The organism is Pseudomonas tumuqii, assembly GCF_013184545.1.
Taxonomy (GTDB): domain Bacteria; phylum Pseudomonadota; class Gammaproteobacteria; order Pseudomonadales; family Pseudomonadaceae; genus Aquipseudomonas; species Aquipseudomonas tumuqii.
Genome location: NZ_JAAOJA010000010.1, coordinates 54,065 through 75,254, shown reverse-complemented (window position 1 = coordinate 75,254; position 21,190 = coordinate 54,065). Strand labels below are relative to the sequence as shown.

Here is a 21,190-nt window from a genome sequence, read left to right as displayed (position 1 = left end):
TAAAACAACCTCAGCCCATCGGACTAAACCCATTCGCCGCACTGCAATAGCGCTGTTCCATCTGTTTGCTCCACTCTTGACCATCCCGCGCCCAGCGCTTTTCCCAGGCTCGACATTGCTCGCGAAAATGCACCTTGGCCGCCTTGCGGCATTCGCGGTAGTCGATCGAGCCGCGGCGGTGGTTGACGCACACGCTGCTGCTGTCGATGCGGTTATCCAGGGCGTGCCATTCGGCGAGGTAGGAGGTGTCGCCGTTCCAGCCCTTGATCCACTTCACATTCACCTCGCGGCTGTCGCGTTGCCAATCCTGGTGCTTCATGGCATCCCTTTACCTGTCCATGGCGGGCCTGTGCCGATGCGGGTTCGGCCGGCGCGTAACTGTGCAGGAGGGTAAGCCTGCTGACGGCAGTTTGCCAGCATTCGGCGGGCGTCGATCCTGGGCGTAGGTGCACGACGGCAGGCCAACGGCTGGCCGGCGCTGCCAGCGTCTACCCTGTATCTGGCGAACCCGCCGGGGCGAGGTCGTCGACCGGGCTAGGCAACAGGACAGCGAGGCAGCCCATGTCTGTGGAACACCTGGACGTACTGATCATCGGTGCCGGCCTGTCCGGCATCGGCGCGGCCTATCACCTGATGCAGCAGTGCCCGAGCAAGCGCTTCGCGATCCTCGAAGGCCGGCATGCCCTCGGCGGCACCTGGGATCTGTTTCGCTACCCGGGCATTCGCTCCGACTCGGACATGTACACCCTCGGCTACAACTTCAAGCCCTGGACCGACCCGCAGGCGATTGCCGACGGCCCGTCGATCCGTCGCTATATCGAGGAGACCGCGCGGGAGCACGGCATCGACGCCAAGATCCGCTACCGGCACCGGGTGCTCAAGGCCGACTGGTGCAGCGCGGCGGCGCGCTGGACCTTGCAGGTGCAGTGCGGCGAGGCGGCCGAACCGAGCCTGCTGAGCTGCAACCAGTTGCTGATGTGCACCGGCTACTACCGCTACGACGCCGGCTATACCCCGCCGTACCAGGGCCGCGAGCTGTTCCGCGGCGCGTTCATCCACCCGCAGCAGTGGCCGCAGGGCTTCGACTACAGCGGCAAGGATGTGGTGGTGATCGGCAGCGGCGCCACCGCCATTACCCTGGTGCCGGCGCTGACCGACAAGGCCCGCCATGTGACCATGCTGCAGCGCTCGCCGAGCTATGTGGTCAGCCTGCCGCAGCGCGATAGGCTGGCCAACCTGCTGCGCCGCTGGCTGCCGCCGGCCCTGGTCTACCGCCTGGTGCGCACGCGCAATGTGCTCATGCAACTGGGTTTCTACAAGCTGGCCAGGGCCTTGCCGACGCTGATGCGCAAGCTGCTGCTGGGCCAGGCCCGGCGCCAACTGGGCGCGGATTTCGACATGCGCCACTTCAGCCCGCGCTACCAGCCGTGGGATCAGCGCCTGTGCGTGGTGCCGGACGGCGATCTGTTCAAGGCGCTGCGCGCGGGCAAGGCGTCGCTGGTGACCGAGCAGATCGACAGCTTGACCGAAACCGGCATCCGCCTGAAAACCGGCCAGGTGCTGCCGGCCGACGTGATCGTCAGCGCCACCGGCCTGGAGTTGCTGCTGTTCGGCGGCATCGAGGTGGCGGTGGACGGCCAGCCGTTCGACGCGGCCACGAGCATGGGCTATCGCGGCATCATGCTGCGCGACTTGCCCAATGCCGCGGTGGTGCTCGGTTACAGCAACGCCAGCTGGACGCTCAAGGCGGATCTGTCCAGCGAATACTTCTGCCGCCTGATCAAGCACATGGACGCCATCGGCATGCGCCAGTGCACCCCGCGCGACCCGGCGCGCCGGGTCGGGGAAGCACCGTTCCTCGACCTGACCTCCGGCTACATCCAGCGCGCCGCCGACAGGATTCCCAAGCAGGGCGATCGCGTGCCCTGGAAGCTCTACCAGAACTACCTGCTCGACCTGGCGCTGCTGCGCTACGGCAAGCTGGAGGACGGCTACCTGGAATTCAGCTCGCCGCAACGCCGCGAGGATGCCGAGGCGTTCGGCCCTGTCGTATAAGACTCAGCCCCTCCGCAACCCCGTAGGATGGCGTTGAGCGCAGCGATACCCATCGAGCGGTTTATGCCCGTGCCCGGTGTCATGGCGACTATCGATGATGGGTTACGGCGCGTTTGTTCTGCTGACAGCAGGTCAGTTTGCGGGCGCCTAACCTACGCGGCCCGCCCCATCCTACGTACTGCGTGCTGCTGCCGGAGGCAGCTGGCAACTCGTAGCGGGGACCTGGTCTTGTGTAAGCCAAACGCCATAGCTGATTGGGGGCTATCGACTACAAGGCCAGGGCAAATTTCGCTTTTATGGCAGGCATTTGGCCACTATCCTTTGCAGCGTGCTTTATGGATGAGTGCGACGGCTCCTTGGGCCGTGCCACTGTCATCATCTACAGGTAAGAAAGGACTCTGCCATGAAGGAACAACGCTACCTCCCTGCGCTGCGCGCGCACATCGACCAACTGCTGCGCGAGGGCTGGGTCATTGCCCAGCGCAATCCGCTCAAGTTGCAGCTCGGGGGCAGAAGCTGCCTGGTCACGCACGGCATGCTGATCAGTGAAGGCCCGCTCTGGAACCATGCCGAGACCGAGGCGTCGTCCTCGGCCCGCAACACGCAGCAACACTCGCGGCAAACCAGCGCGTCGTCCGCGCCGGAGCTGGCTGCGGCCGCTGGCTGATGGCGGCAGTCGGCCAGGCGTCAGCCCTGGCCGATGGCAATTATCTGTTCGATCAACCACTGCAACGCCGCGTCGCGTTGGCGCTGCGCCAGGCTGACGACTTCCAGGTGGAAGGGGCCGAGGTGGAAGGGCAGGTCGAACAGTTGCAGCGGCAACAGCGCGGCGAAGTGGCGCGCCAGTTGCCTGGGCAGCACGGCCGCCAGTTCGCTGCTGGCGACGATATGCGCGGCCTGCAGGTAGTTCGGGGTGGTGTAGAGAATCTCGCGGCTGAGGCCCTGTTCGCCAAGCCACTGGTCGACCATGCCGCGGGTCTGGCCACCGTGCACCCACAAGTGGCGCAGCCTGAGAAACGTCTGCAGATCCAGCTTCCCCGCGGCCTGCGGGTGGTCGCGGCGTAACGCCAGTTGCAGGGTTTCGCTCATCCAGTGGCGGCGGGCGAAGCGCGCGGGCGTCTCCTCGAAGCGGCCCAGCACCAGGTCCAGCTCACCCTTGTCCAGGGCTTCGGCCGGCAGGCTCGGGCTGAGGTGACGGATGTCGAGGCGGATGCCCGGCGCCTGCCTACTGAGCCGTTCGACCAGGCGCGGCATGCAGATCAGCTCGACGTAGTCGGTCACCGCGATATTGAAGCGCTGCCGGCTGCTCGCCGGATCGAAGGCCTCGCCGGCCATCAGGCTCTGCTCGATCTGCTGCAGGGCGGCGCGGATCGGCGCTTCCAGGGCCAGCGCCCGCGGTGTCGGTTGCATGCTGCGGCCGACGCGCACCAGCAGCGGGTCGTCGAGCAGTTCGCGCAGGCGGTTCAGCGCGTTGCTCACCGCTGGCTGGCTGAGGGCCAGGCGTTCGGCGGCGCGCGAGACATGCTGCTCGCGCATCAGGGCATCGAATACGCGCAGCAGGTTCAGATCGAAGGTAAAGATATTCATCTACTGAATACGACTTATCACAAGACTAAATTTCAAAAATAGTAGCGCCTTGTTTATGGTGATTGTCGATTTTTCTTCGCCTGAATGTGCCCGTGCTGGATGGCGTTGGCGCATGCGCGGTCTCCTGTAGGAGCGGCGGGGACGCCTAGGCCCATGCCCGCGATTCGCGGCCATGGCCCGCTCCTACGGGAATCGCATCCAGGCGGCATGTCCATTCATTCTCCAGCCAGAGGTACCCCGATGAGCCACTCCGCTTTCACCGTTCAGCAAGCCGCCGTGATCGGCGCCGGCACCATGGGTCGCGGGATCGTCATGAGCCTGGCCAACGCCGGCATTCCGGTGCTGTGGCTGGACAACAACCCGCAGATGCTCGAACAGGCGCTGGGCGTGGTGGCCGAGACCAATGCGCACAATGTCGCGCTCGGCCGGATCAGCGCCGAGCAGTCGGCCGCGCGCCTGGCCTGCGTCACCCCGGTGAGCGATTACGCGGCCCTGGCCGGGGCCGATCTGGTGATCGAGGCGGTGTACGAGAACCTCGAGCTCAAGCAGCAGATCTTCCGCCGCCTGGACACCACCCTCAAGCCCGGCGCGATCCTCGCCAGCAACACCTCGGCGCTGGATATCGACGCCATCGCCGCCGTCACCGCGCGCCCGCAGCAGGTGCTGGGCCTGCACTTCTTCAGCCCGGCGCACATCATGAAACTGCTGGAAATCGTCCGCGGCGCCAAAACCACGCCGGCGGTGCTGGACGCCGCCCTGGAGCTGGGCCGGCGCATCGGCAAGGTGGCGGTGGTGGCCGGCAACTGCCATGGCTTCATCGGCAACCGCATGCTCGCCAGCTATGTGCACGAGGCGCGGATGCTGCTGCTCGAAGGCGCCTACCCGCATCAGGTCGACGCCGCGTTGCAGGGCTTCGGCTTCGCCATGGGGCCGTTCCGCATGTACGACGTGGTCGGCATCGACCTGGAATGGCGTGCCCGCGAACTGGCAGGCCAGGGCCAGGACGAACCGACGGTGCAGGTCGACAACCGCCTGTGCGGCCTCGGTCGCTTCGGCCAGAAGGCGCGCATGGGCTATTACCGCTACGCCGAGGGCAGCCGCCAGGCCGAGCAGGATCCCGAGGTGGACGCCCTGGTGTTGCAGGTGTCCGAACAGCTGGGCTTCGTCCGCCGCGACATCGGGCCGGAAGAAATCCTCGAGCGCTGCCTGCTGGCGCTGGTCAACGAAGGCGCGAAAATCCTCGAAGAACAGATCGCCAGCACCAGCCATGACATCGATCTGGTCTACCTCAACGGCTACGGCTTCCCGGCAGACAAGGGCGGGCCCATGGCCTGGGCGGACGAGCAGGGCCTGGCGGACATTCTGGCGCGGCTCGAGGCGTTGCAGGCACGCTTCGGCGACCACTGGCAGCCGGCCAGGCTGCTCGAAACCCTGGCCGCCAGCGGCCAGGGTTTCGCCGCCGTGCAGGCGGGCCGGGTATGAGTTACCAGGCGCCGCTGCGCGACATGCGCTTCGTCCTCCACGCGCTGTTCGATGTCGGCGGTCACTGCGCGCTGCTCGGCAACGGCCTCGAACGCGAACTGATCGACGGCGTGCTGGAGGAGGGCGCGCGCTACGCCGCGGCCTACCGGCAATACGTTGACAACGGCTGGGCGCAGGATCTACTGGACGAGGCGCTGCCGAAGCGGCCTTCTACCAGGCCAAACTGTACAGCGCGACCTTCTACTTCAAGCGCGTGCTGCCGCGCGTCAGCGGCCACCGCGAAGCACTGCTTGGAGGCGCGGACTGGCTGATGGCCATGCCGGAGGCGAGTTTCGCATTTTAGTGGCGGGCTTTGGTGCGCACGGCGCACCCTATGGGTTCATGCGCCGTGCTCACCGAGTCACCGCCTTGGCTGTGCCGAACAACCAGAGGAGCACAACAATGCAGCCATTCAGCTTCGCCACCACCGCGCAGATCATCTGCGAAGCCGGTTCCGCCCGTCGGCTGGCGGCCTTGTGCGTCGAACGCGGCGCCAAGGCGGTATTGATCGTCACCGATCCCGGTATCACCCACCTCGGTCTGCTCGCCGAGGTGTTGCCCGGCTTCCTGCTGGAAGGGGTGACCGCCCAGGTGTTCGATCAGGTGCTGGCCGACCCGCCGGAAGCCATAGTGCAGAGCGCGGTGGCGCAGGCCAGGGAGCTCAAGGCCGAACTGATCATCGGCTTCGGCGGCGGCAGTTCGATGGACGTGGCCAAGCTGGTCGCGTTGCTCGCCCATCCCGACTGCAGCCAGCAACTGGCCGACCTCTACGGCGTCGGCAATGCCAGGGGCCGGCGCTTGCCGTTGATCCAGGTGCCGACCACCGCCGGTACCGGCTCGGAGGTCACCCCGGTGGCGATCGTCACCACCGGCGCCACGACCAAGCAGGGCGTGGTCTCGCCGCTGTTGCTGCCGGACCTGGCGCTGCTCGACGCCGACCTGACCCTCGGCCTGCCGCCGGCGGTGACCGCCGCCACCGGCATCGACGCCATGGTGCATGCCATCGAGGCCTACACCAGCGCGCTGAAGAAGAACCCGCTGTCCGACCTGCTGGCGCGCGAGGCGCTGCGTCTGCTCGCCGCCAATCTGGACGAGGCGGTGCACAACGGCAGCAACCGCCGGGCGCGCCAGGCCATGCTGCTCGGCGCCTGCCTGGCCGGCCAGGCGTTCGCCAATGCGCCGGTGGCGGCGGTGCATGCGCTGGCCTATCCGCTCGGTGGGCACTTCCACATTCCCCACGGCCTGAGCAACGCCCTGGTGCTGCCGCACGTGCTGGGCTTCAATGCCTCGGTGGCCGCGCCGCTGTATGCCGAACTGGCGCCGCTGGTGCTGGGTGCCAAGATGCGCCCCGGTAGCGCCATGGAGCAGACCGAGCAGTTCATCCTCGAACTGGCCGATTGCAGCGAACGCTGCGGCCTACCCACCCGTTTGCGTGACGCCGGGGTGCCGCAGGAGATGCTCGCGCAACTGGCGGCCGACGCCATGCTGCAGCAGCGCCTGCTGGCGAATAATCCGCGCGAGATGACCGAGGCGCACGCCCTGGCGATCTACCAGTCGGCCTATTGAGGCGAGCCCCGTTGGTGCGCACAGCGCACCCTACCCCAAGGACACTCAATGAACCCACCCCAGCACCTGCGCCGCGATTACCTGCACTTCCAGCCGATCACCACGCGCTGGCACGACAACGATATCTACGGCCATGTGAATAACGTCACCTACTACAGCTACTTCGACAGCGCGGTGAACGCCTACCTGATCGAGGTCGGCGGCCTGGATATCCACAACGGCGAGGTGGTCGGTTTCGTCGTCAGTTCCAGCTGCGACTACTTCGCCTCCATCGCCTTCCCCGAGCGCATCGAGATCGGCCTGCGGGTCGGCAAACTGGGCAACAGCTCGGTGCAGTACGAGCTGGCGGTGTTCAAGCAGGGCGAGGAACAGGCCTGCGCGGCCGGGCGCTTCGTCCAGGTGTTCGTCGAGCGGGCGAGCAACCGGCCGTTGCCGATTCCCGAACGCTTGCGCACGGCGCTGGCGGCGTTGTTGGTGGAATAGCTGTTCGTGGGCATGGGACTGGGCGTCGCCCCCGCTCCTACGATGCGCTGGCTCCATTCCGTAGGGTGCGCGGGGCCGCCTAGGCCGTGCGCACCAGGCCTGCGGCGCAGCATGACGCTGATGATCCCTACGGCAGATGCATGGTGAAATTGCCAAGGGCGCACTAGGCTGTCGGCAGTCACCATGCGAAAGAGTGCCCATGCCCGATCAAACCCGTGAGCAGGCGCAGCAGCGCGCCGAGCGGATTCACGCCTTCCAGCAGGAACTGGCGCAGTTGCAGGCCGAACAGGTGGTTAGCCTGACGCCGGAGCAGCAGGTGGCGATCAGCCTCTATCACCAGCGCCTGCTCAGCCATTTCGCCAGTACCCTGGATATCGATGCCGACCAGCGCTCGCGGCAGTTGTCGCTGGGCATGCGGATCGCCTCGCTGTTCGGCTCCCTGGCCCTGGCGGCCGGGGTGTTCTTCCTCTTCTATCAGTTCTGGGGGCTGTTCAACGAGGCGGCGCAGGTGGCGATCCTGCTCGGCAGCGCACTCGGCAGTGTACTGCTGACCTTCTGGATTCAGGCGCGCGACCGTTCCGGTTACTACGCCAAGCTGGCGGCGCTGCTGAGTTTCGTCTGCTTCGTGCTGAACCTGAGCATGCTCGGCCAGATCTTCAACATCACCCCCTCGGACCGGGCCCTGCTGCCCTGGGGCGCGCTGGCCCTGCTGCTCGCCTACCAGTGCCGGCAACGCCTGCTGCTGGCCGCCGGCATCCTCTGCCTGGGGCTGTTCGTGGCGATTCGCTGCAACGCCTGGGGCGGCTTCTACTGGTTTTCGGTGGGCCAGCGGCCGGAGAACTTCCTGCCGGTGGCGCTGCTGCTGTTGGCCGTGCCGCAGCTGTTCGAGCAGGCGCGCTACAGCGGCTTCGCCAGCCTCTATCGCGGCATGGCGCTGCTCTTCCTGTTCGTCCCCGTGTTGCTGTTGTCCTACTGGGGCGCCAGCAGCTACCTGCCCTGGTCGAGCGGGACGATCGAGACGGTTTACCAGTTGCTCAGCTTCCCCCTCGCCGGGCTGGTGATCTGGCAAGGGATTCGTCGCGGCTGGGCGGAGCTGGTCAATATCGGCCTGCTGTTCGCGGTGATCTTCCTCTACGCCAAGCTGTTCGACTGGTGGTGGCAGCTGCTGCCCAAGTACCTGTTCTTCCTGCTGCTGGGCCTGCTCTCGCTGTTGCTCCTGGCCCTGCTGCAACGCTGGCGCAGAAGCGCCCAGGAGGGTGCGCAATGAACCTCTGGAGCACGCGCCGGCGCCTATGGCTGGGCCTCGGCCTGATCCTGCTGAGCAATGCCGTGGCCCTGGCCGGGGTCTACTACAACCGCAGCGGCGCGCCGGAGAGCCGCCTGACCCTGAGCGAGCGCGAACTGCAGCTGCCCTACGGCGACTGGTTCCAGCGCGAGGACAACAGCGGCCTGCGCGTGCAGCTGCTGTGGCGCCGCGCGGACGAGTACGGCCGGGTCGACTGGTTGAGCGCAAACAAGCTGCAGGCCCTGGGTTTCCAGGTGCCCGATTTCACCCGGGACGATTGGCCGCAGCGCCTCAACCGGCAATTGGCCCGCCCGGTCGTGCTGGTGCTGGAACTCGACGGTCCGGCCTACCAGCGCCAGCTGCAGAGCGCGCGTCAGGCGCTGGCCGAGGCCGAGGCGCGCGTGCGCAGTCGGCCGGATGATCAGGAGCTGCAACGCCAGCGCGACAGCCAGCGGGAGCAACTGGTCCAGGCCGAGCGACGCGACAGCCGCCTGTTCCTGGTCGATGCCGGGCTCGACGCCCAGGCGCTGCGCCAGGCCTACCCGGATCGCCAGCGCTACCTGTTGCTGGGCGGGCGCCTGAAGCCCCATGCCGACAGTGGCAAGCCGGGGGCGGGCGGGTTTGCCGCGGCTATCTACCCCGACCATACGCGGATCACGGTGCCGCATGCCCTGCGCGAGGTGTTCAGCGACTGGCAGCAGGGTGGCGCCTATCGCGAGGAGCGGCCGCAGGTGCGGGTCGAGCTGGCATTCGGCCGCCGCCTGGAGTCGTGGATGCTCGATGCCAGTCGTCAGTAGGTGGTGCCTGGGCCTTACCAGTCGGCCAGTGCCGCACGGCGGCCGCGCGCAAGGTCGACGCTGGCGAGGATCAGCAGGCCGAGAACGAAGTAGCTGCCAGTGATCAGCATCGCCAGGCGGTGGTCGCCGGCGGTCAGCCAACTGGTCAGGCCGTAGGTCATCGGTCCGATGATCGACGACAGCTTCACCGCCTGGCCCCACAGGCCGTAGAACTCCGCGCGCCGCGATGGCGGCGCCAGCAGGCCGACGATGGCGCGCCCGGCCGACTGGCTGGCGCCCATGCACAAACCGGCAATATTTGCCGCCAGCCAGAACAGCGGCGGCCCCTCGGCGGCCCAGGCCAGGCCAATCATCAGCAGCCAGCCGAACAGGGTCAGGGTCAGGGTGGCGAGATGACCGAGGCGATCCTGCACATAGCCGAACAGCACGGCGCCGAGCGAGGCGGTGACATTCACCAGGAGGATCAGCTTGAGGGTGTCCTGGGTGGTGAAGCCCATGGCCTGGGTGGCATAGATGGCCGCCAGGGTCACCACCGCGGCGATCCCGGCCTGGTAGCACAGGGTGCAGGCGAGAAAGCGCAGCAGGTCGCGATAGCGCCCGGCTTCGCGGACCGTCTGGGCAAAGCGGGCGAAGGCCACCCGCGCGCTGTGGCGGGCATCCGGTTGCGGCTGCGCCTGGCTGCGCTCGCGCAGGAACAGGAAGGTCGGCAGGCTGGCCAGGGCGAACAGGATCGCGGTGAGCAGCATGCACACCGGCACGAACTGCGCCGCCGTGTGGCCCTGGGCCTGGGCCCAGCTGACGTAGGCCAGGCTGGCGCCGAGGCTGAGCAGGCCGCCGAGATAACCGAAACCCCAGCCCCAGCCGGAGACCCGGCCGATGGCCTCCTCGCGGGCGATTTCCGGGAGGAAGGCGGCGATCAGGTTCTCGCCGCTGCCGAAGCAGAAGTTTGACAGCACGACGAAGACGATGGCGATCGCCAGTGCACCCGACCCGGCCAGCGCCAGGCCGGCGGTGAAGATTACGCAGCCGAAGGTGCAGAGCAGCAGCAGGCGCTTCTTGCAGGCATAGGCATCGGCGTAGGCACCGAGCACGGGTGCGCTGAGGATGATCAGGGCATAGGAGAGGGCGATGGCGCTGGTCCAGGCCAGGGTGCCCCAGGTCGCGCCTTCGGCCACCACGGCGACGAAGTAGGCGTTGAACACCGCGGTGATCACCACCGTGGTGTAGCCGGAGTTGGCGAAATCGTACATCGCCCAGGCCCAGGCTTCGCGGCGTGTGACTCCGGGGGCGAGGCTGGGGGGCATGGCGGGCACTCCGGGTTGGCGCTGGACAATTGTGGATCAAGAGATCCTAACAGCCCGCTCGGCGAGAGACGACCGCGCTATAACCACGGGCCTGGTATGGGCCAGAGGTTATTATCGCCAGCGCCGGCAAAGGCTTATTGTTTTCGGGCGAGGGTGGTCGCCAAGACTGCCCACCCGGAGAGGGGTCGCCGATGAGTCGTTTGCCTCATGCAACACGCGCCCATCCCGATTCAGCGGCTGCGGCGCAACGACTGTTACGCATCGTTCGACAGACGCTTGTCGAGCTGCGCCCCGATGCGGCGCAGGACTCACCCGTCAGCCTGCACAGCGTACTCGACAGCGATCTGGGGCTGGACAGTCTGGCCCGGGTCGAGCTGTGGTCGCGTGTCGAGCGCGAGTTCGGCGTGCGTTTGCCGGAAGCGCTGTTCGCCTCGGCGGAGACCCCGGGCGATGTGCTCGAGGCGCTGCTGGCATGCGCCCCGACAGTCGGGCCGGGGCCGGAGCCGCGCGGCAGCGTCGAGCGCTTGCCCGTCGGCCCGCAGGAGCGGCTCGCGCCGGACGCTGCGCAGACCCTGATCGAGGTGCTCGACTGGCATGTGCAGCAGCACCCGCAGCGCATTCATGTGCGTCTGCTGGGCGATAGCGATGTGCCCGAAGACATCAGCTACCTGGCCTTGCAGCAGGGCGCCCGGGCGGTTGCCAGTGGCTTGCAGCAGCGCGGCCTGCGTGCCGGGCAGCGGGTGGCGCTGATGCTGCCGACCGGCCGGGACTTCCTCTTCGGCTTCTTCGGCATCCTCCTCGCCGGCGGCGTGCCGGTGCCGATCTATCCGCCCATGCGCCTGTCGCAGATCGAGGAGCACCTGCGCCGCCAGGCCGGCATTCTGGGCAATGCCGAGGCGACCATGCTGATCACCGTGAGCGAAGCCAAACTGCTCGCCCGCCTGCTCAAGTCGCAGGTGCCGAGCCTGCGCGAGATCGCCACGGTGGCCGAGTTGTCCGCCGAGCCCGGTACCTTCCTGGCGAGCAGGCGCCAGGCCGAGGATCTGGCGTTCCTGCAGTACACCTCGGGCAGTACCGGCCAGCCCAAGGGGGTGATGATCAGCCACGCCAACCTGCTGGCCAACCTGCGCGCGATGGGGACGGCGTTTCGCGTCAGCGCCGAGGATGTGTTCGTCAGCTGGCTGCCGATGTACCACGACATGGGCCTGATCGGCGCCTGGTTCGGCAGCCTGTATTACGGTTTCGTCCTAGTGCTGATGTCGCCGCTGGCGTTCCTCGCCCGGCCGCTGCGCTGGCTGGAGACCATCCAGCGCTTCCGCGGCACGCTGTCGGCGGCACCGAATTTCGCCTACGAACTGTGCCTGGGCAAGCTCACCGACAGCGAGATCGAGGGCCTCGACCTGAGCAGTTGGCGCCTGGCCTGCAACGGCGCCGAGCCGGTCAGCCCGGACACCCTGCAACGCTTCGCCGAGCGCTTCGGCCGCTGTGGGCTGCAGCCGGCTGCGCTGGCCCCGGTCTATGGCCTGGCCGAGGCGACCCTGGGCGTGGCCTTCCCGCCGATGGACAGCGGGCTGCTGATCGACTGGATCCGGCGCGAGCCGTTCCAGGCCCGGGGCAAGGCTGTGCACGCCGAGCCGGGAAGTGCCGATGCGCTGCGCTTCGTCAGCTGCGGGCGGCCGCTGCCGGGGCACCAGGTGCGGATCGTCGATGACCACGATATCGAACTGCCCGAACGCAGCGAGGGCCATCTGCAATTCAAGGGGCCGTCGACCAGCAGCGGCTATTTCCATAACCCGCAGGAGAGCCAGCGGGTGCGCCATGGCGAATGGATCGACTCGCTCGACCTGGCCTATATGGCCGCAGGCGAGATCTATCTGAGTGGGCGGGCCAAGGACCTGATCATTCGCGGCGGGCGCAACATCTATCCCTACGACGTCGAGACCGCGGTCGGCAGCCTGCCGGGCCTGCGCAAAGGCTGCGTCGCGGTGTTCGGCAGTGGCGACCCGGCCAGTGCCAGCGAGCGCCTGGTGGTGCTGGCGGAAACCAACGAGAAGGAGGCCCACGTGCGGCAACGTCTGCAGCAGCAGATCCGGCGGATCGCCGTCGACCTGACCGGGGTGCCGCCGGACGATATCGTCCTGGCGCCGCCGCACAGCGTACTGAAAACCTCCAGCGGCAAGATCCGCCGCGCCGCCAGCCGCGAGCTGTACGAGCGCGGCGAGGTAGGCCGGGCGGGGCGTCCGGTGTGGCGGCAACTGCTGCGCCTGGCGCAGTCGGCGGCGCGGGCGCAACTCGGCCGCGGCTGGCGCAGCGTTCAGACCGCGCTCTATGCCGGGTATTTCTGGGGGTTGCTCGGGCTACTCGGCAGCCTGACCTGGACGGCCGTGGCACTGCTGCCGCGGCTGACCTGGCGCCGCCGCTTGACCGGGGCCGCGGCGCGCCTGTTCCTGCGTCTGGCGGGCATCCCCGTGCATATCGAACGCCTGGACAGGCTGCGCCGGCAGGAGGTGCGGGTGCTGGTCGCCAACCATGCCAGTTACCTCGACGGGTTGCTGCTCTGCGCGGCGTTGCCTGCCGAGTTCAGCTTCGTCGCCAAGCGTGAACTGGCCGGGCAGCGTATCGCCGGACCCTTCCTGCGCAAGCTCGGCACCTGCTTCGTCGAGCGCTTCGACCTGCAGCGCAGTGCCGACGACGCCGAACGCCTGGCGCAGGCGTTGCAGTCCGGGCAGTCGCTGGTGTTCTTCCCCGAAGGCACGTTGAGTCGCGAGCCGGGGCTGCTGCCATTTCGCATGGGCGCCTTCGTCCTCGCCGCGCGCGCCGACGTGCCGCTGGTGCCGGTGGCCATCGCCGGTTCGCGCATGATCCTGCGTGGCGGCCAGTGGTTCCCCCACCGTGGCGAAATCCATCTGCACATCTGCGCCCAACTGCTGACGCAGGGCCCCGACTGGCTGGATGCGATCAGATTGCGCGACAGCGCGCGGGCCGAGTTGCTGCAGCACCTGGATGAGCCGGACCGGCTGCTGCTGGCAGGTTGAGGGCATGCGCCGCTGACCTGCGCGGGCGTGGAGCAATAGGTGCGACGAGTTCGAACCGTAGGGTGCGCTGTGCGCACCAGATTGCCGAAGGCCGTGAAGCCTTGGTGCGCATGACGCACTGGGGGTTACTCTGCGACCTTGTCCAGGCTACAAAAAAGCCGCTCACCGGGCTGGGTGAGCGGCTGCTGTCGTGGCCGATGACGCTGGGTGGCAGCTGCGCCTGGAATGACTCAATGGTGGCGATTTTTCTTGTGTTTCTTGTGCTTGTGGCCATGGGAGTGGCCACCGCCGTCATAGTGGCTGTCGTAACGGTTGTCGTTGCTCAGTTCGTTGCCGAGCGCGCCGCCGGCTGCGCCACCCAGGCCCGCACCTATGGTCGAGCCGGTGCTGCCGCCGACTTGGCCGCCGAGCACCGAACCGCCCGCTGCGCCGAGGCCACCGCCGAGGGCGGCGCCGGTCTTGTTGCCGTCGCGGGCGGTAATCACTCCGCCGGCGGCACCGCCGACTCCGGCCCCAATCGCCGCGCCGGTGCTACCACCGACCTGCTGGCCGATGACGTTGCCCAGGACACCGCCAACGCCGCTGCCGATGGCGACTTTGCCGGAGTCGCCGGCCAGGGCATAAGGCGCGGCGATAAGGCCGCTGAGCACTAACGCTGCGAGAATATTGCGCATGGTTTGAGTCCTGCTGAATAAGAGGGGGCGAGCGTACGGCAGTCACGATTAGTGGCTTTTCGCTACATCGCGCAGATGTAGAGGCGCATGGCGGGTTTTGGTTCCCTGACCGGGGCTGGTCGCACCTGCATCATGGGTAAGGCACGCAGCGCGCTGATGTCGCAAACCAACCTGCGCTTAAACGGTCTCTCCTAGGCCGGGTGGCGCACTGCCCTGCTAGTCGCGCCAGCCGTGACGGTGGTGCTTGTGCTTGTGTCGCTTGCCGTGGTGATGGCGATGGCCGTGGCGATGGCCGTCCCGGTAGTAACCCCGGTCGCCGCGATAGTCACGGTCATCGTACCGGCTGGCATCGCCATAGCTGTTGCCGATGGCGCCGCCGGCTCCGCCGCCGAGCGCCGCGCCGATCAGGCCGCCGGTAGTGCCGCCCATCTGCTGGCCGATGACGTTGCCGCCAGCCGCGCCCAAACCGCCGCCGATGGCGGCTTCGGTCTTGTTGCCGCGGCGCGCGGCGACCGAGCCGCCCGCGGCGCCGCCGACACCGGCGCCGATGGCTGCGCCGGTGCTGCCGCCGACGTGCTGGCCGACCACCGAGCCCAATACCCCGCCCAGCGCGCCGCCGACACCGGCCTGAATGTTATCGCCTGCCATTGCCTGTCCTGCGGCGAAGCCGAGGCTCAGTAGAAGCATCGAAATGTACTTCATGGAGAAGCTCTCTCAGTGGTTAAGTCGGTGGCGATGCTGGGGTTGGCGAGCAGGCCTGGCAAGCTTCTGCCGACGAGCGGTGCGCGTAGGTAAAGGTTGTGTAAGTAGCTGTTTTGACTGGAGAACTTTTACGGAATCAGGCGGTCATAGCTCCTTGCCCCAAGCAACCCGGGGCGTTTTTTCAGGCCTTTTGGCGGGCGCCTTCAGCGGTTGATGCGGGTGCCTGCTTGTGGCTCTGGAGGCGCGGGGAATTGCAGGTTGATCCACCGATCTATTGATTATCGGGACGTCGTATCGCCGTCTTCGCCGAAGCGCTGTCGCGGCGCAAACCGAGCTGCTCAGGGAGACCGGCGGATGGATCGGGCCGCCACCGGGGTGGTCAGGCTGGCCCGCCGTCCTGGCAGCATTCGGCCAGCATGAAGTTCAGGGCCTGCTGCAAGCGGGCGAAGTCGACCCGGTTGAATACTTCACGGCCATCGCGCTGCTGCGTGATCACGCCGGCCTGCACCATGCTGTTGAGGTGATGGGCCAGGGTCGAGCGGGGAATGCCGATGCGTTCCTGCAATTGGCCGAAGTTGAGCCCGTCCGGGCCACTGCGCACCAGCGTGCGGAAGACCTGCAGGCGTAGCGGATTGCCCAGCGCCTCGAGGCAAGATGCGACTTCATTGAGTTCCATGGCGCGGAGAATAGACAAGCGGCCTACGGCATGCAACCATATAACTAGATTACTAGTTATATGGTCATTCAATGAAGGCGACGGCAACTGCCGTCCAGGAGCCTGTCGTGAACAAGTCAGCTTTGCGCTTCGTCGCCGGTAACGGCCTGCTCGATCGCCGCGCCTTTCTCAGGAGCGGTTACGGCCTCAGCCTTGCCGCCGCCATCGGCCTGACGCCGGCCGGGCGGGTGCTGGCGCAAGGCGAACCGCCCATGCCGACCTGGATGACCAGCCTGGGCGGCGCCGACACCGAGTACGGCAGCCCCTCGGCCCATGAACGGCAGGTGTTGCGCCAGCGCCAGCCATCGACCCCAAAGACCGCCGGTTTCAGCATCTGGCATTCGCCGTTGCAGCACCAGCGCGGCATCATCACCCCCAGCGGTTTGCATTACGCGGTGCACCACAACGGCATTCCGGCCATCGACCCCGAGCGCCATCAGCTGCTGCTGCATGGTCTGGTCGAGCGGCCGCTGCAGTTCGATCTGGAGCGTTTGATGCGCTACCCCATGGTCTCGCGCATCCAGTTTCTCGAATGCGCGGGCAACACCGCCGCCAACGCCATCTCGCCGACTGCGCGCAATGCCGATTGCCAGGAATTGTTCGGCGAGGTCTCCGGCTCGGAATGGACCGGCGTGCCGCTGTCCTACCTGCTGCGCGAAGCGGGGGTCAAGGCGGAGGCGCGCTGGGTGATCTGCGAGGGCGCCGACGGCGGCTCGCACAGCCGCAGCCTGCCGCTGGCCAAGTTGCTGGATGACGCCATCATCGCCTTCTACCAGAACGGCGAGCGCCTGCGGCCCTCCCAGGGGTATCCGCTGCGCCTGTTCGTGCCGGGTTGGGAAGGCAACGTCAGCGTCAAGTGGCTGCACCGCCTGGAAGTCAGCGATAGCCCGGCCTTCAGCAAGGACGAGTCGGGCCTCTATACGCGCATTCTCAGCGATGGCGACATCCTCGCGTTCGGCTTCCCCATGGAGGTCAAATCGGTGATCACCCATCCCAGCGGGCTGCAGCAGTTGCCCGAGCTGAAAGGCTTCTATGAGGTATCCGGGCTGGCCTGGTCCGGCTTGGGGCGTATCTCCAAGGTCGAGGTTTCCGCCGACAACGGCCGCACCTGGGCGCCGGCGCAGTTGCACGCACCGGTGCTGGACAAGGCGCTGACCCGCTTCAGCATCCCCTGGCAGTGGACGGGCGCGGCCACCACCCTGCTCAGCCGCGCCACCGACGAGCTGGGCAACACCCAGCCGAGCCGCAGCGAGTGGCGCAGCCGTTACGCCGCCCACTCGTTCAACCACTACAACGCCATCCAGGCCTGGCGGGTGAGCAGCAGCGGCGAGGTGGAGAATGTCTATGCGTAGCCTGTGGCTGCTGCTGGCGCTGACAACCAGCGCGGCGGCGCAGCCGGTGATCGACTTCGGCCAGCCGTTGGCGGCGCAGACCATCCAGCGCTATGCCATCAGCGTGTATCCCGATGGACGCAACCTGCCTCCGGGCCAGGGCAGCGTGATTGCCGGTGGCGAGCTCTATGCCAGCCAGTGCGCCGCTTGCCACAGTGCCAACGGCAAACAGGGCCCGGCCGCACGCCTGGTTGGTAGCGACGGTTTTTTCAGCCTCGACGACCCCTTGCGTATTCTGCGCATCAGCGAATACCCGTTGCTGCTGCTCTCGGTGGGTGGTCAATGGCCGTACGCCACCAGCATCTTCGACTACATCCGCCGGGCCATGCCGCACCATGCGCCGAAGAGCCTGAGCGACGATCAGGTGTATGCCGTCAGCGCCTATATCCTGCACCTCAATGGCCTGCTGGACGCGAGCGCCGTGCTCGACCAGGACAGCCTGCCCAAGGTCGAGATGCCCGGGCGCACACGCCTGCGCTGGGCGCAAGGCGCGCCGGAGTCTGCTGCTCCCTGAGAGGGGCCGCCCCGTCTTCGACGGCGCGCTGTCGCGCAGCAAACTGGAGGCAATCGTCTCTGTCGGCTTATGGGCCCCTGTAGGAGCGGGCCATGCCCGCGAAACCCATCGCGGCCATGGAACTAGGCGTCCCCCCCCCCCGCTCCTACATAAAACGTCATAACCCATAAAATCAATGACATGCGGGTTGTTTGATAGGGCTGGTGAAAAAAATCTTGGCTACTCCAGCAGGCTCTCGCGGCTCCACTGTTCCAGCGCCTGGGCCAGCGGCAGCACCTCGCCGGGGCGGCTCAGGGCGTAGCCGGGCAACTGGGCGATGCGCGCCTGAAACTCCGGGTGTTGCAGCACCTCGAGCAGCGCGCCCATGGCCGGCAGCGCCAGGCTGTCCTGGTGGCAGAGCAGGCAGTAGTGCTCGCGGGCCATGGGAATGAAGGCCAGGCCGAACATCCGCGCCGCCGCCTCGACGCCGAAGCCGACATCGGCCATGCCGCTGGCGACGTAGGCGGCCACCGCGGCGTGGGTGTATTCCTCGTTATGGAAACCGTCGATGCCGGCGCTGTCGATCTGCGCCTGTTGCAGCAGGCTTTCCAGCAGCATGCGCGTGCCCGAGCCCTGTTCGCGGTTGACCAGGCGCAGGCCGCTGCGCTGCAGGTCGGCCAGCCCGGTGACGCCCAGCGGGTTGCCGGGGGCGAGGATCAGGCCCTGGGTGCGCACGACGAAGGTGATCACCCGGTGCTCGACGCGCAGCCAGGGCTGGATGCGCGCCATGCTCAGGCTGCCCAGCGGCCCGGACGGCACGTGCAGGCCGGCCAGGTCGCAGTCGCGGCGCTGCAGCGAGAGCATCGCCTCGACCCCGCTGCGAAACTGCAGCTCCCACTGCCAGCGGTTGTCCTGCTCCAGCCATTCGCGCAGCGCCGCCACGGCGAAACCATGGCTGGCATGGATGCGCAGGCCGGGGCGGGTTTCCTGTAGCGCGCGGTTCAGTTCGACCTCCAGTTCGCCGGCGAGGTTGTCCAGTTGCGGGGTCAGGCGTGCGCGGATGCGTTGGTCGGCGCGCAGCAGTTTTTCTCCCAGGCTGGTGAGCCGTGCACCCTTGCCGCGCTGCAGCTCGATCAGCGGGCTGCCGAAGAAGGTTTCCCACTTGCCCAGCAGGTTCCAGGCATGCCGGTAGGAGTAGCCGCTGCGGGCGGCGGCCTCGGTCAGCTTGCCGCTGTCGTGGACGTTTTGCAGCAGGCTCAGGCCCTGCGGGTCGAGGCTGCTGCCATCGGTCTGGTGAAAGCGCCAGCGCGGCTGGATCTCGATGCGGATCATATGTCCTCTGCTTCATATTTGATGTGGCGTGACCGCATGTTAGCTTGGCTTACCGTGGTTTTCATGACCTGCAAATAAGAACTCAATTTCATATGTTGTGCGCCTAAGGGTCGCTCAGCCGCTCGCCGGATAGTTTTGGCGAGCAGCGGCGGTCAGCAGCCCGCACAGCGGCCGGAGCCTCGAACATGGCCAAGCTTGCCCAGCATGCCGACTTACCGCAGTACCAGGCCGTCACCCGCGAGGTGTTGGCGGCGCACCGCGACGAACCGGGCGCCCTGCTGCCCATTCTGCACGACATTCAGGATCGTCTCGGCGCGGTGCCGCCCGAGGTGCTACCGATGATCGCCGAAGACCTGTGCCTGTCGCGCGCCGAGGTGCACGGCGTGGTCAGCTTCTACCATGATTTTCGCGCCAGCCCGCCGGGGCGTGTGCACCTGAAGCTGTGCCAGGCCGAGGCTTGCCAGTCGATGGGTGCCAAGGCGCTGACCCATGAGCTGCAGGAAAAACTCGGCCTGCAACTGGGCGAGACCCGCGCCGACGGCAGCTTGACCCTGGAGGCGGTGTACTGCCTGGGCAACTGCGCCTGTGCGCCGAATGCCATGCTCAATGGCGAGCTGCATGGCCGTGTCGATGTCGAGGATCTGCTGGACTTGGTTGAAGAACAGGAGGTGCGGCTATGAGTTCGCCCATTACCGTATACGTACCGCGTGACGCCAGCGCCCTGAGCCTGGGCGCCGACAAGGTTGCCCGGACCATAGTCGCCGAGGCCGCTGCGCGCAATATCGAGGTGCGCCTGGTGCGCAACGGTTCGCGCGGGCTGTTCTGGCTGGAGCCGCTGGTCGAGGTCGCCACCCCGGCCGGGCGTGTCGCCTATGGTCCGGTCAAGGCCCGCGACGTCGCCGGAATGTTCGATGCCGGCTTTCTCGACGGCGGCGAGCATTCGCTGGCGCTCGGCCTGACCGAGGAGATCGACTACCTCAAGCGTCAGGAGCGCCTGACCTTCGCCCGCGCCGGGATCACCGATCCATTGTCGCTGGCCGACTATATCGCCCACGACGGCTACCGCGGCCTCAAGCACGCGCTGGAAATCGGCTCTGAGGCGATCATCGCCGAAGTGCTCGACTCCGGCCTGCGCGGGCGCGGCGGCGCGGCCTTTCCCACCGGGATCAAGTGGCGCACCGTGGCCGGCTGCGAGGCGGCGCAGAAGTACATCGTCTGCAACGCCGACGAGGGCGACTCGGGCACCTTCTCCGACCGCATGGTGATGGAAGACGACCCCTTCGTGCTGATCGAGGGCATGACCATCGCCGCCCTGGCCGTCGGCGCCACCGAGGGCTATATCTATTTGCGCTCGGAATACCCGCATGCCGAGGCCGCGCTCAAGGCGACCATCGCCACGGCCTATGCCGAGGGCTACCTGGGCGACGACATTCTCGGCAGCAGCCAGCGCTTCCATCTGCACCTGCGCCGCGGTGCCGGTGCCTATGTCTGCGGTGAGGAAACCTCGCTGCTGGAAAGTCTCGAAGGCAAGCGCGGCGAAGTGCGGCCGAAGCCGCCGCTGCCGGCGATCGAGGGCCTGTTCGGCATGCCCACGGTGATCAACAACGTGATCTCGCTGGCCTCGGTGCCGATCATTCTCGACAAGGGTGGTGCCTACTACCGCGACTTCGGCATGGGCCGCTCGCTCGGCACCCTGCCGATCCAGCTGACCGGCAATATCGCCCGCGGCGGCCTGATCGAGAAAGCCTTCGGCATCACCCTGCGCGAACTGCTCTACGACTATGGCGGCGGCTCGGCCACCGGCCGGCCGATTCGCGCGGTGCAGGTCGGCGGCCCGCTCGGCGCCTACCTGCCGGAGTCGCAATTCGACACGCCGCTGGATTACGAGGCCTTCGCCGCCCTTGGCGCGGTTCTCGGCCACGGCGGCATCGTGGTGTTCGACGACAGCGTCGACATGGCCGACATGGCGCGCTACGCCATGCAGTTCTGCGCGATCGAATCCTGCGGCAAGTGCACGCCCTGCCGGATCGGCTCGACCCGCGGCGAAGAGCTGCTCGAGCAGATCATCGTCGCCCGCTCGGAAGGCCCGCAGCCGGGGCGCATCGAACTGCTCAAGAGCCTGTGCGACACCATGCTCGGCGGTTCGCTGTGCGCCCTCGGCGGCATGACCCCCTATCCGGTGCTGAGCGCCCTCAACCACTTTCCCGAAGACTTCGGCGTGTCGCCAGACACTGCCGCAGCCCGCTGAAC

General features: G+C 67.1%; 20 protein-coding genes and 1 pseudogene. 14 read left to right on the top strand and 7 right to left on the bottom strand.

Features of this window, described 5'->3' with window-relative positions; genetic code table 11:
* Positions 1-10: 10 nt before the first annotated feature.
* Positions 11-319, bottom strand: coding sequence for a hypothetical protein (locus G9C89_RS17900; protein ID WP_172150525.1), 309 nt, complete (start codon positions 317-319; stop codon positions 11-13).
* A 242-nt stretch (positions 320-561) separates the two neighbouring features.
* On the opposite strand from G9C89_RS17900, the gene G9C89_RS17895 reads away from it, so the two are divergent.
* A complete protein-coding gene (locus G9C89_RS17895; RefSeq protein WP_172150523.1) occupies positions 562-2,055 on the top strand; it encodes a flavin-containing monooxygenase in 1,494 nt (497 codons plus the stop codon).
* A 403-nt stretch (positions 2,056-2,458) separates the two neighbouring features.
* Positions 2,459-2,722: a hypothetical protein gene (locus tag G9C89_RS17890; protein WP_172150382.1), complete on the top strand. Its 264-nt coding sequence runs from the start codon at positions 2,459-2,461 to the stop codon at positions 2,720-2,722.
* A gap of 20 nt (positions 2,723-2,742) precedes the next feature.
* On the opposite strand, the gene G9C89_RS17885 is transcribed toward G9C89_RS17890, so the two are convergent.
* Positions 2,743-3,642: a LysR family transcriptional regulator gene (locus G9C89_RS17885; RefSeq protein WP_172150521.1), complete on the bottom strand. Its 900-nt coding sequence runs from the start codon at positions 3,640-3,642 to the stop codon at positions 2,743-2,745.
* A 240-nt stretch (positions 3,643-3,882) separates the two neighbouring features.
* Between G9C89_RS17885 and G9C89_RS17880 the strand changes: the two genes are divergently transcribed.
* The 7 genes and pseudogenes from G9C89_RS17880 to G9C89_RS17850 all read left to right on the top strand — a co-directional run bounded on the left by G9C89_RS17880 (position 3,883) and on the right by G9C89_RS17850 (position 9,294).
* Positions 3,883-5,124 (top strand): 3-hydroxyacyl-CoA dehydrogenase, encoded by a 1,242-nt coding sequence (locus tag G9C89_RS17880; protein ID WP_172150519.1) that lies wholly within the window; start codon positions 3,883-3,885, stop codon positions 5,122-5,124.
* A pseudogene (locus G9C89_RS17875) lies at positions 5,121-5,258 on the top strand (acyl-CoA dehydrogenase N-terminal domain-containing protein); the annotation flags it as partial. The gene G9C89_RS17880 and the pseudogene G9C89_RS17875, both read left to right, overlap by 4 nt.
* 32 nt (positions 5,259-5,290) lie before the next feature.
* On the top strand, positions 5,291-5,467 hold the full coding sequence (locus G9C89_RS25570) for an acyl-CoA dehydrogenase C-terminal domain-containing protein (protein WP_172150791.1): 177 nt from the start codon (positions 5,291-5,293) through the stop codon (positions 5,465-5,467).
* A 98-nt stretch (positions 5,468-5,565) separates the two neighbouring features.
* Positions 5,566-6,729, top strand: coding sequence for an iron-containing alcohol dehydrogenase (locus tag G9C89_RS17865; protein WP_172150517.1), 1,164 nt, complete (start codon positions 5,566-5,568; stop codon positions 6,727-6,729).
* 48 nt (positions 6,730-6,777) lie between these two features.
* A complete protein-coding gene (locus G9C89_RS17860) occupies positions 6,778-7,212 on the top strand; it encodes an acyl-CoA thioesterase (protein ID WP_172150515.1) in 435 nt (144 codons plus the stop codon).
* A 199-nt stretch (positions 7,213-7,411) separates the two neighbouring features.
* Positions 7,412-8,479 (top strand): DUF2157 domain-containing protein, encoded by a 1,068-nt coding sequence (locus G9C89_RS17855; protein WP_172150513.1) that lies wholly within the window; start codon positions 7,412-7,414, stop codon positions 8,477-8,479.
* Positions 8,476-9,294: a DUF4824 family protein gene (locus tag G9C89_RS17850; RefSeq protein WP_172150511.1), complete on the top strand. Its 819-nt coding sequence runs from the start codon at positions 8,476-8,478 to the stop codon at positions 9,292-9,294. The genes G9C89_RS17855 and G9C89_RS17850 overlap by 4 nt, the downstream gene beginning before the upstream one ends.
* 14 nt (positions 9,295-9,308) lie before the next feature.
* Here G9C89_RS17850 and G9C89_RS17845 read toward each other — a convergent pair whose 3' ends face one another.
* Positions 9,309-10,598 (bottom strand): MFS transporter, encoded by a 1,290-nt coding sequence (locus G9C89_RS17845; protein WP_172150509.1) that lies wholly within the window; start codon positions 10,596-10,598, stop codon positions 9,309-9,311.
* A 191-nt stretch (positions 10,599-10,789) separates the two neighbouring features.
* Between G9C89_RS17845 and G9C89_RS17840 the strand changes: the two genes are divergently transcribed.
* Complete coding sequence (locus G9C89_RS17840) at positions 10,790-13,633, top strand: AMP-binding protein (RefSeq protein WP_172150507.1); 2,844 nt, start codon at positions 10,790-10,792, stop codon at positions 13,631-13,633.
* Between the two features lie 230 nt (positions 13,634-13,863).
* Here the strand turns inward: G9C89_RS17840 and G9C89_RS17835 are convergent, their stop codons facing one another.
* The 3 genes from G9C89_RS17835 to G9C89_RS17825 form a co-directional block, all read right to left on the bottom strand.
* Positions 13,864-14,307, bottom strand: coding sequence for a glycine zipper domain-containing protein (locus tag G9C89_RS17835; RefSeq protein ID WP_172150505.1), 444 nt, complete (start codon positions 14,305-14,307; stop codon positions 13,864-13,866).
* A 216-nt stretch (positions 14,308-14,523) separates the two neighbouring features.
* On the bottom strand, positions 14,524-15,009 hold the full coding sequence (locus G9C89_RS17830; protein ID WP_172150503.1) for a hypothetical protein: 486 nt from the start codon (positions 15,007-15,009) through the stop codon (positions 14,524-14,526).
* A 379-nt stretch (positions 15,010-15,388) separates the two neighbouring features.
* Positions 15,389-15,703, bottom strand: a complete 315-nt coding sequence (locus G9C89_RS17825; RefSeq protein ID WP_218575946.1) for an ArsR/SmtB family transcription factor — start codon at positions 15,701-15,703, stop codon at positions 15,389-15,391.
* A gap of 89 nt (positions 15,704-15,792) precedes the next feature.
* Between G9C89_RS17825 and soxC the strand changes: the two genes are divergently transcribed.
* Both soxC and G9C89_RS17815 read left to right on the top strand, forming a co-directional pair.
* Positions 15,793-17,076, top strand: a complete 1,284-nt coding sequence (gene soxC, locus G9C89_RS17820; RefSeq protein ID WP_218575945.1) for a sulfite dehydrogenase — start codon at positions 15,793-15,795, stop codon at positions 17,074-17,076.
* A complete protein-coding gene (locus G9C89_RS17815; RefSeq protein ID WP_218575944.1) occupies positions 17,069-17,629 on the top strand; it encodes a c-type cytochrome in 561 nt (186 codons plus the stop codon). The genes soxC and G9C89_RS17815 overlap by 8 nt, the downstream gene beginning before the upstream one ends.
* A gap of 219 nt (positions 17,630-17,848) precedes the next feature.
* Here G9C89_RS17815 and G9C89_RS17810 read toward each other — a convergent pair whose 3' ends face one another.
* Positions 17,849-18,940 (bottom strand): substrate-binding domain-containing protein, encoded by a 1,092-nt coding sequence (locus G9C89_RS17810; protein WP_172150498.1) that lies wholly within the window; start codon positions 18,938-18,940, stop codon positions 17,849-17,851.
* A 185-nt stretch (positions 18,941-19,125) separates the two neighbouring features.
* On the opposite strand from G9C89_RS17810, the gene G9C89_RS17805 reads away from it, so the two are divergent.
* Positions 19,126-19,620: a formate dehydrogenase subunit gamma gene (locus G9C89_RS17805; RefSeq protein WP_172150496.1), complete on the top strand. Its 495-nt coding sequence runs from the start codon at positions 19,126-19,128 to the stop codon at positions 19,618-19,620.
* Positions 19,617-21,188, top strand: coding sequence for a formate dehydrogenase beta subunit (locus G9C89_RS17800; protein WP_172150494.1), 1,572 nt, complete (start codon positions 19,617-19,619; stop codon positions 21,186-21,188). Before G9C89_RS17805 ends, G9C89_RS17800 begins: the two co-directional genes overlap by 4 nt.
* The last annotated feature ends 2 nt before the right edge of the window (positions 21,189-21,190 follow it).

Bases quoted from the DNA above. Each gene is read 5' to 3' on its own strand.
- G9C89_RS17885 (WP_172150521.1), bottom strand. From the start codon at position 3,642: ATGAATATCTTTACCTTCGATCTGAACCTGCTGCGCGTATTCGATGCC.
- G9C89_RS17900 (WP_172150525.1), bottom strand. From the start codon at position 319: ATGAAGCACCAGGATTGGCAACGCGACAGCCGCGAGGTGAATGTGAAG.
- G9C89_RS17865 (WP_172150517.1), top strand. From the start codon at position 5,566: ATGCAGCCATTCAGCTTCGCCACCACCGCGCAGATCATCTGCGAAGCC.
- G9C89_RS17810 (WP_172150498.1), bottom strand. From the start codon at position 18,940: ATGATCCGCATCGAGATCCAGCCGCGCTGGCGCTTTCACCAGACCGAT.
- G9C89_RS17835 (WP_172150505.1), bottom strand. From the start codon at position 14,307: ATGCGCAATATTCTCGCAGCGTTAGTGCTCAGCGGCCTTATCGCCGCG.
- G9C89_RS17845 (WP_172150509.1), bottom strand. From the start codon at position 10,598: ATGCCCCCCAGCCTCGCCCCCGGAGTCACACGCCGCGAAGCCTGGGCC.
- G9C89_RS17880 (WP_172150519.1), top strand. From the start codon at position 3,883: ATGAGCCACTCCGCTTTCACCGTTCAGCAAGCCGCCGTGATCGGCGCC.
- G9C89_RS17830 (WP_172150503.1), bottom strand. From the start codon at position 15,009: ATGAAGTACATTTCGATGCTTCTACTGAGCCTCGGCTTCGCCGCAGGA.
- G9C89_RS17850 (WP_172150511.1), top strand. From the start codon at position 8,476: ATGAACCTCTGGAGCACGCGCCGGCGCCTATGGCTGGGCCTCGGCCTG.
- G9C89_RS17805 (WP_172150496.1), top strand. From the start codon at position 19,126: ATGGCCAAGCTTGCCCAGCATGCCGACTTACCGCAGTACCAGGCCGTC.
- G9C89_RS17840 (WP_172150507.1), top strand. From the start codon at position 10,790: ATGAGTCGTTTGCCTCATGCAACACGCGCCCATCCCGATTCAGCGGCT.
- G9C89_RS17815 (WP_218575944.1), top strand. From the start codon at position 17,069: ATGCGTAGCCTGTGGCTGCTGCTGGCGCTGACAACCAGCGCGGCGGCG.
- G9C89_RS17895 (WP_172150523.1), top strand. From the start codon at position 562: ATGTCTGTGGAACACCTGGACGTACTGATCATCGGTGCCGGCCTGTCC.
- G9C89_RS17800 (WP_172150494.1), top strand. From the start codon at position 19,617: ATGAGTTCGCCCATTACCGTATACGTACCGCGTGACGCCAGCGCCCTG.
- G9C89_RS17855 (WP_172150513.1), top strand. From the start codon at position 7,412: ATGCCCGATCAAACCCGTGAGCAGGCGCAGCAGCGCGCCGAGCGGATT.
- G9C89_RS17890 (WP_172150382.1), top strand. From the start codon at position 2,459: ATGAAGGAACAACGCTACCTCCCTGCGCTGCGCGCGCACATCGACCAA.
- G9C89_RS17860 (WP_172150515.1), top strand. From the start codon at position 6,778: ATGAACCCACCCCAGCACCTGCGCCGCGATTACCTGCACTTCCAGCCG.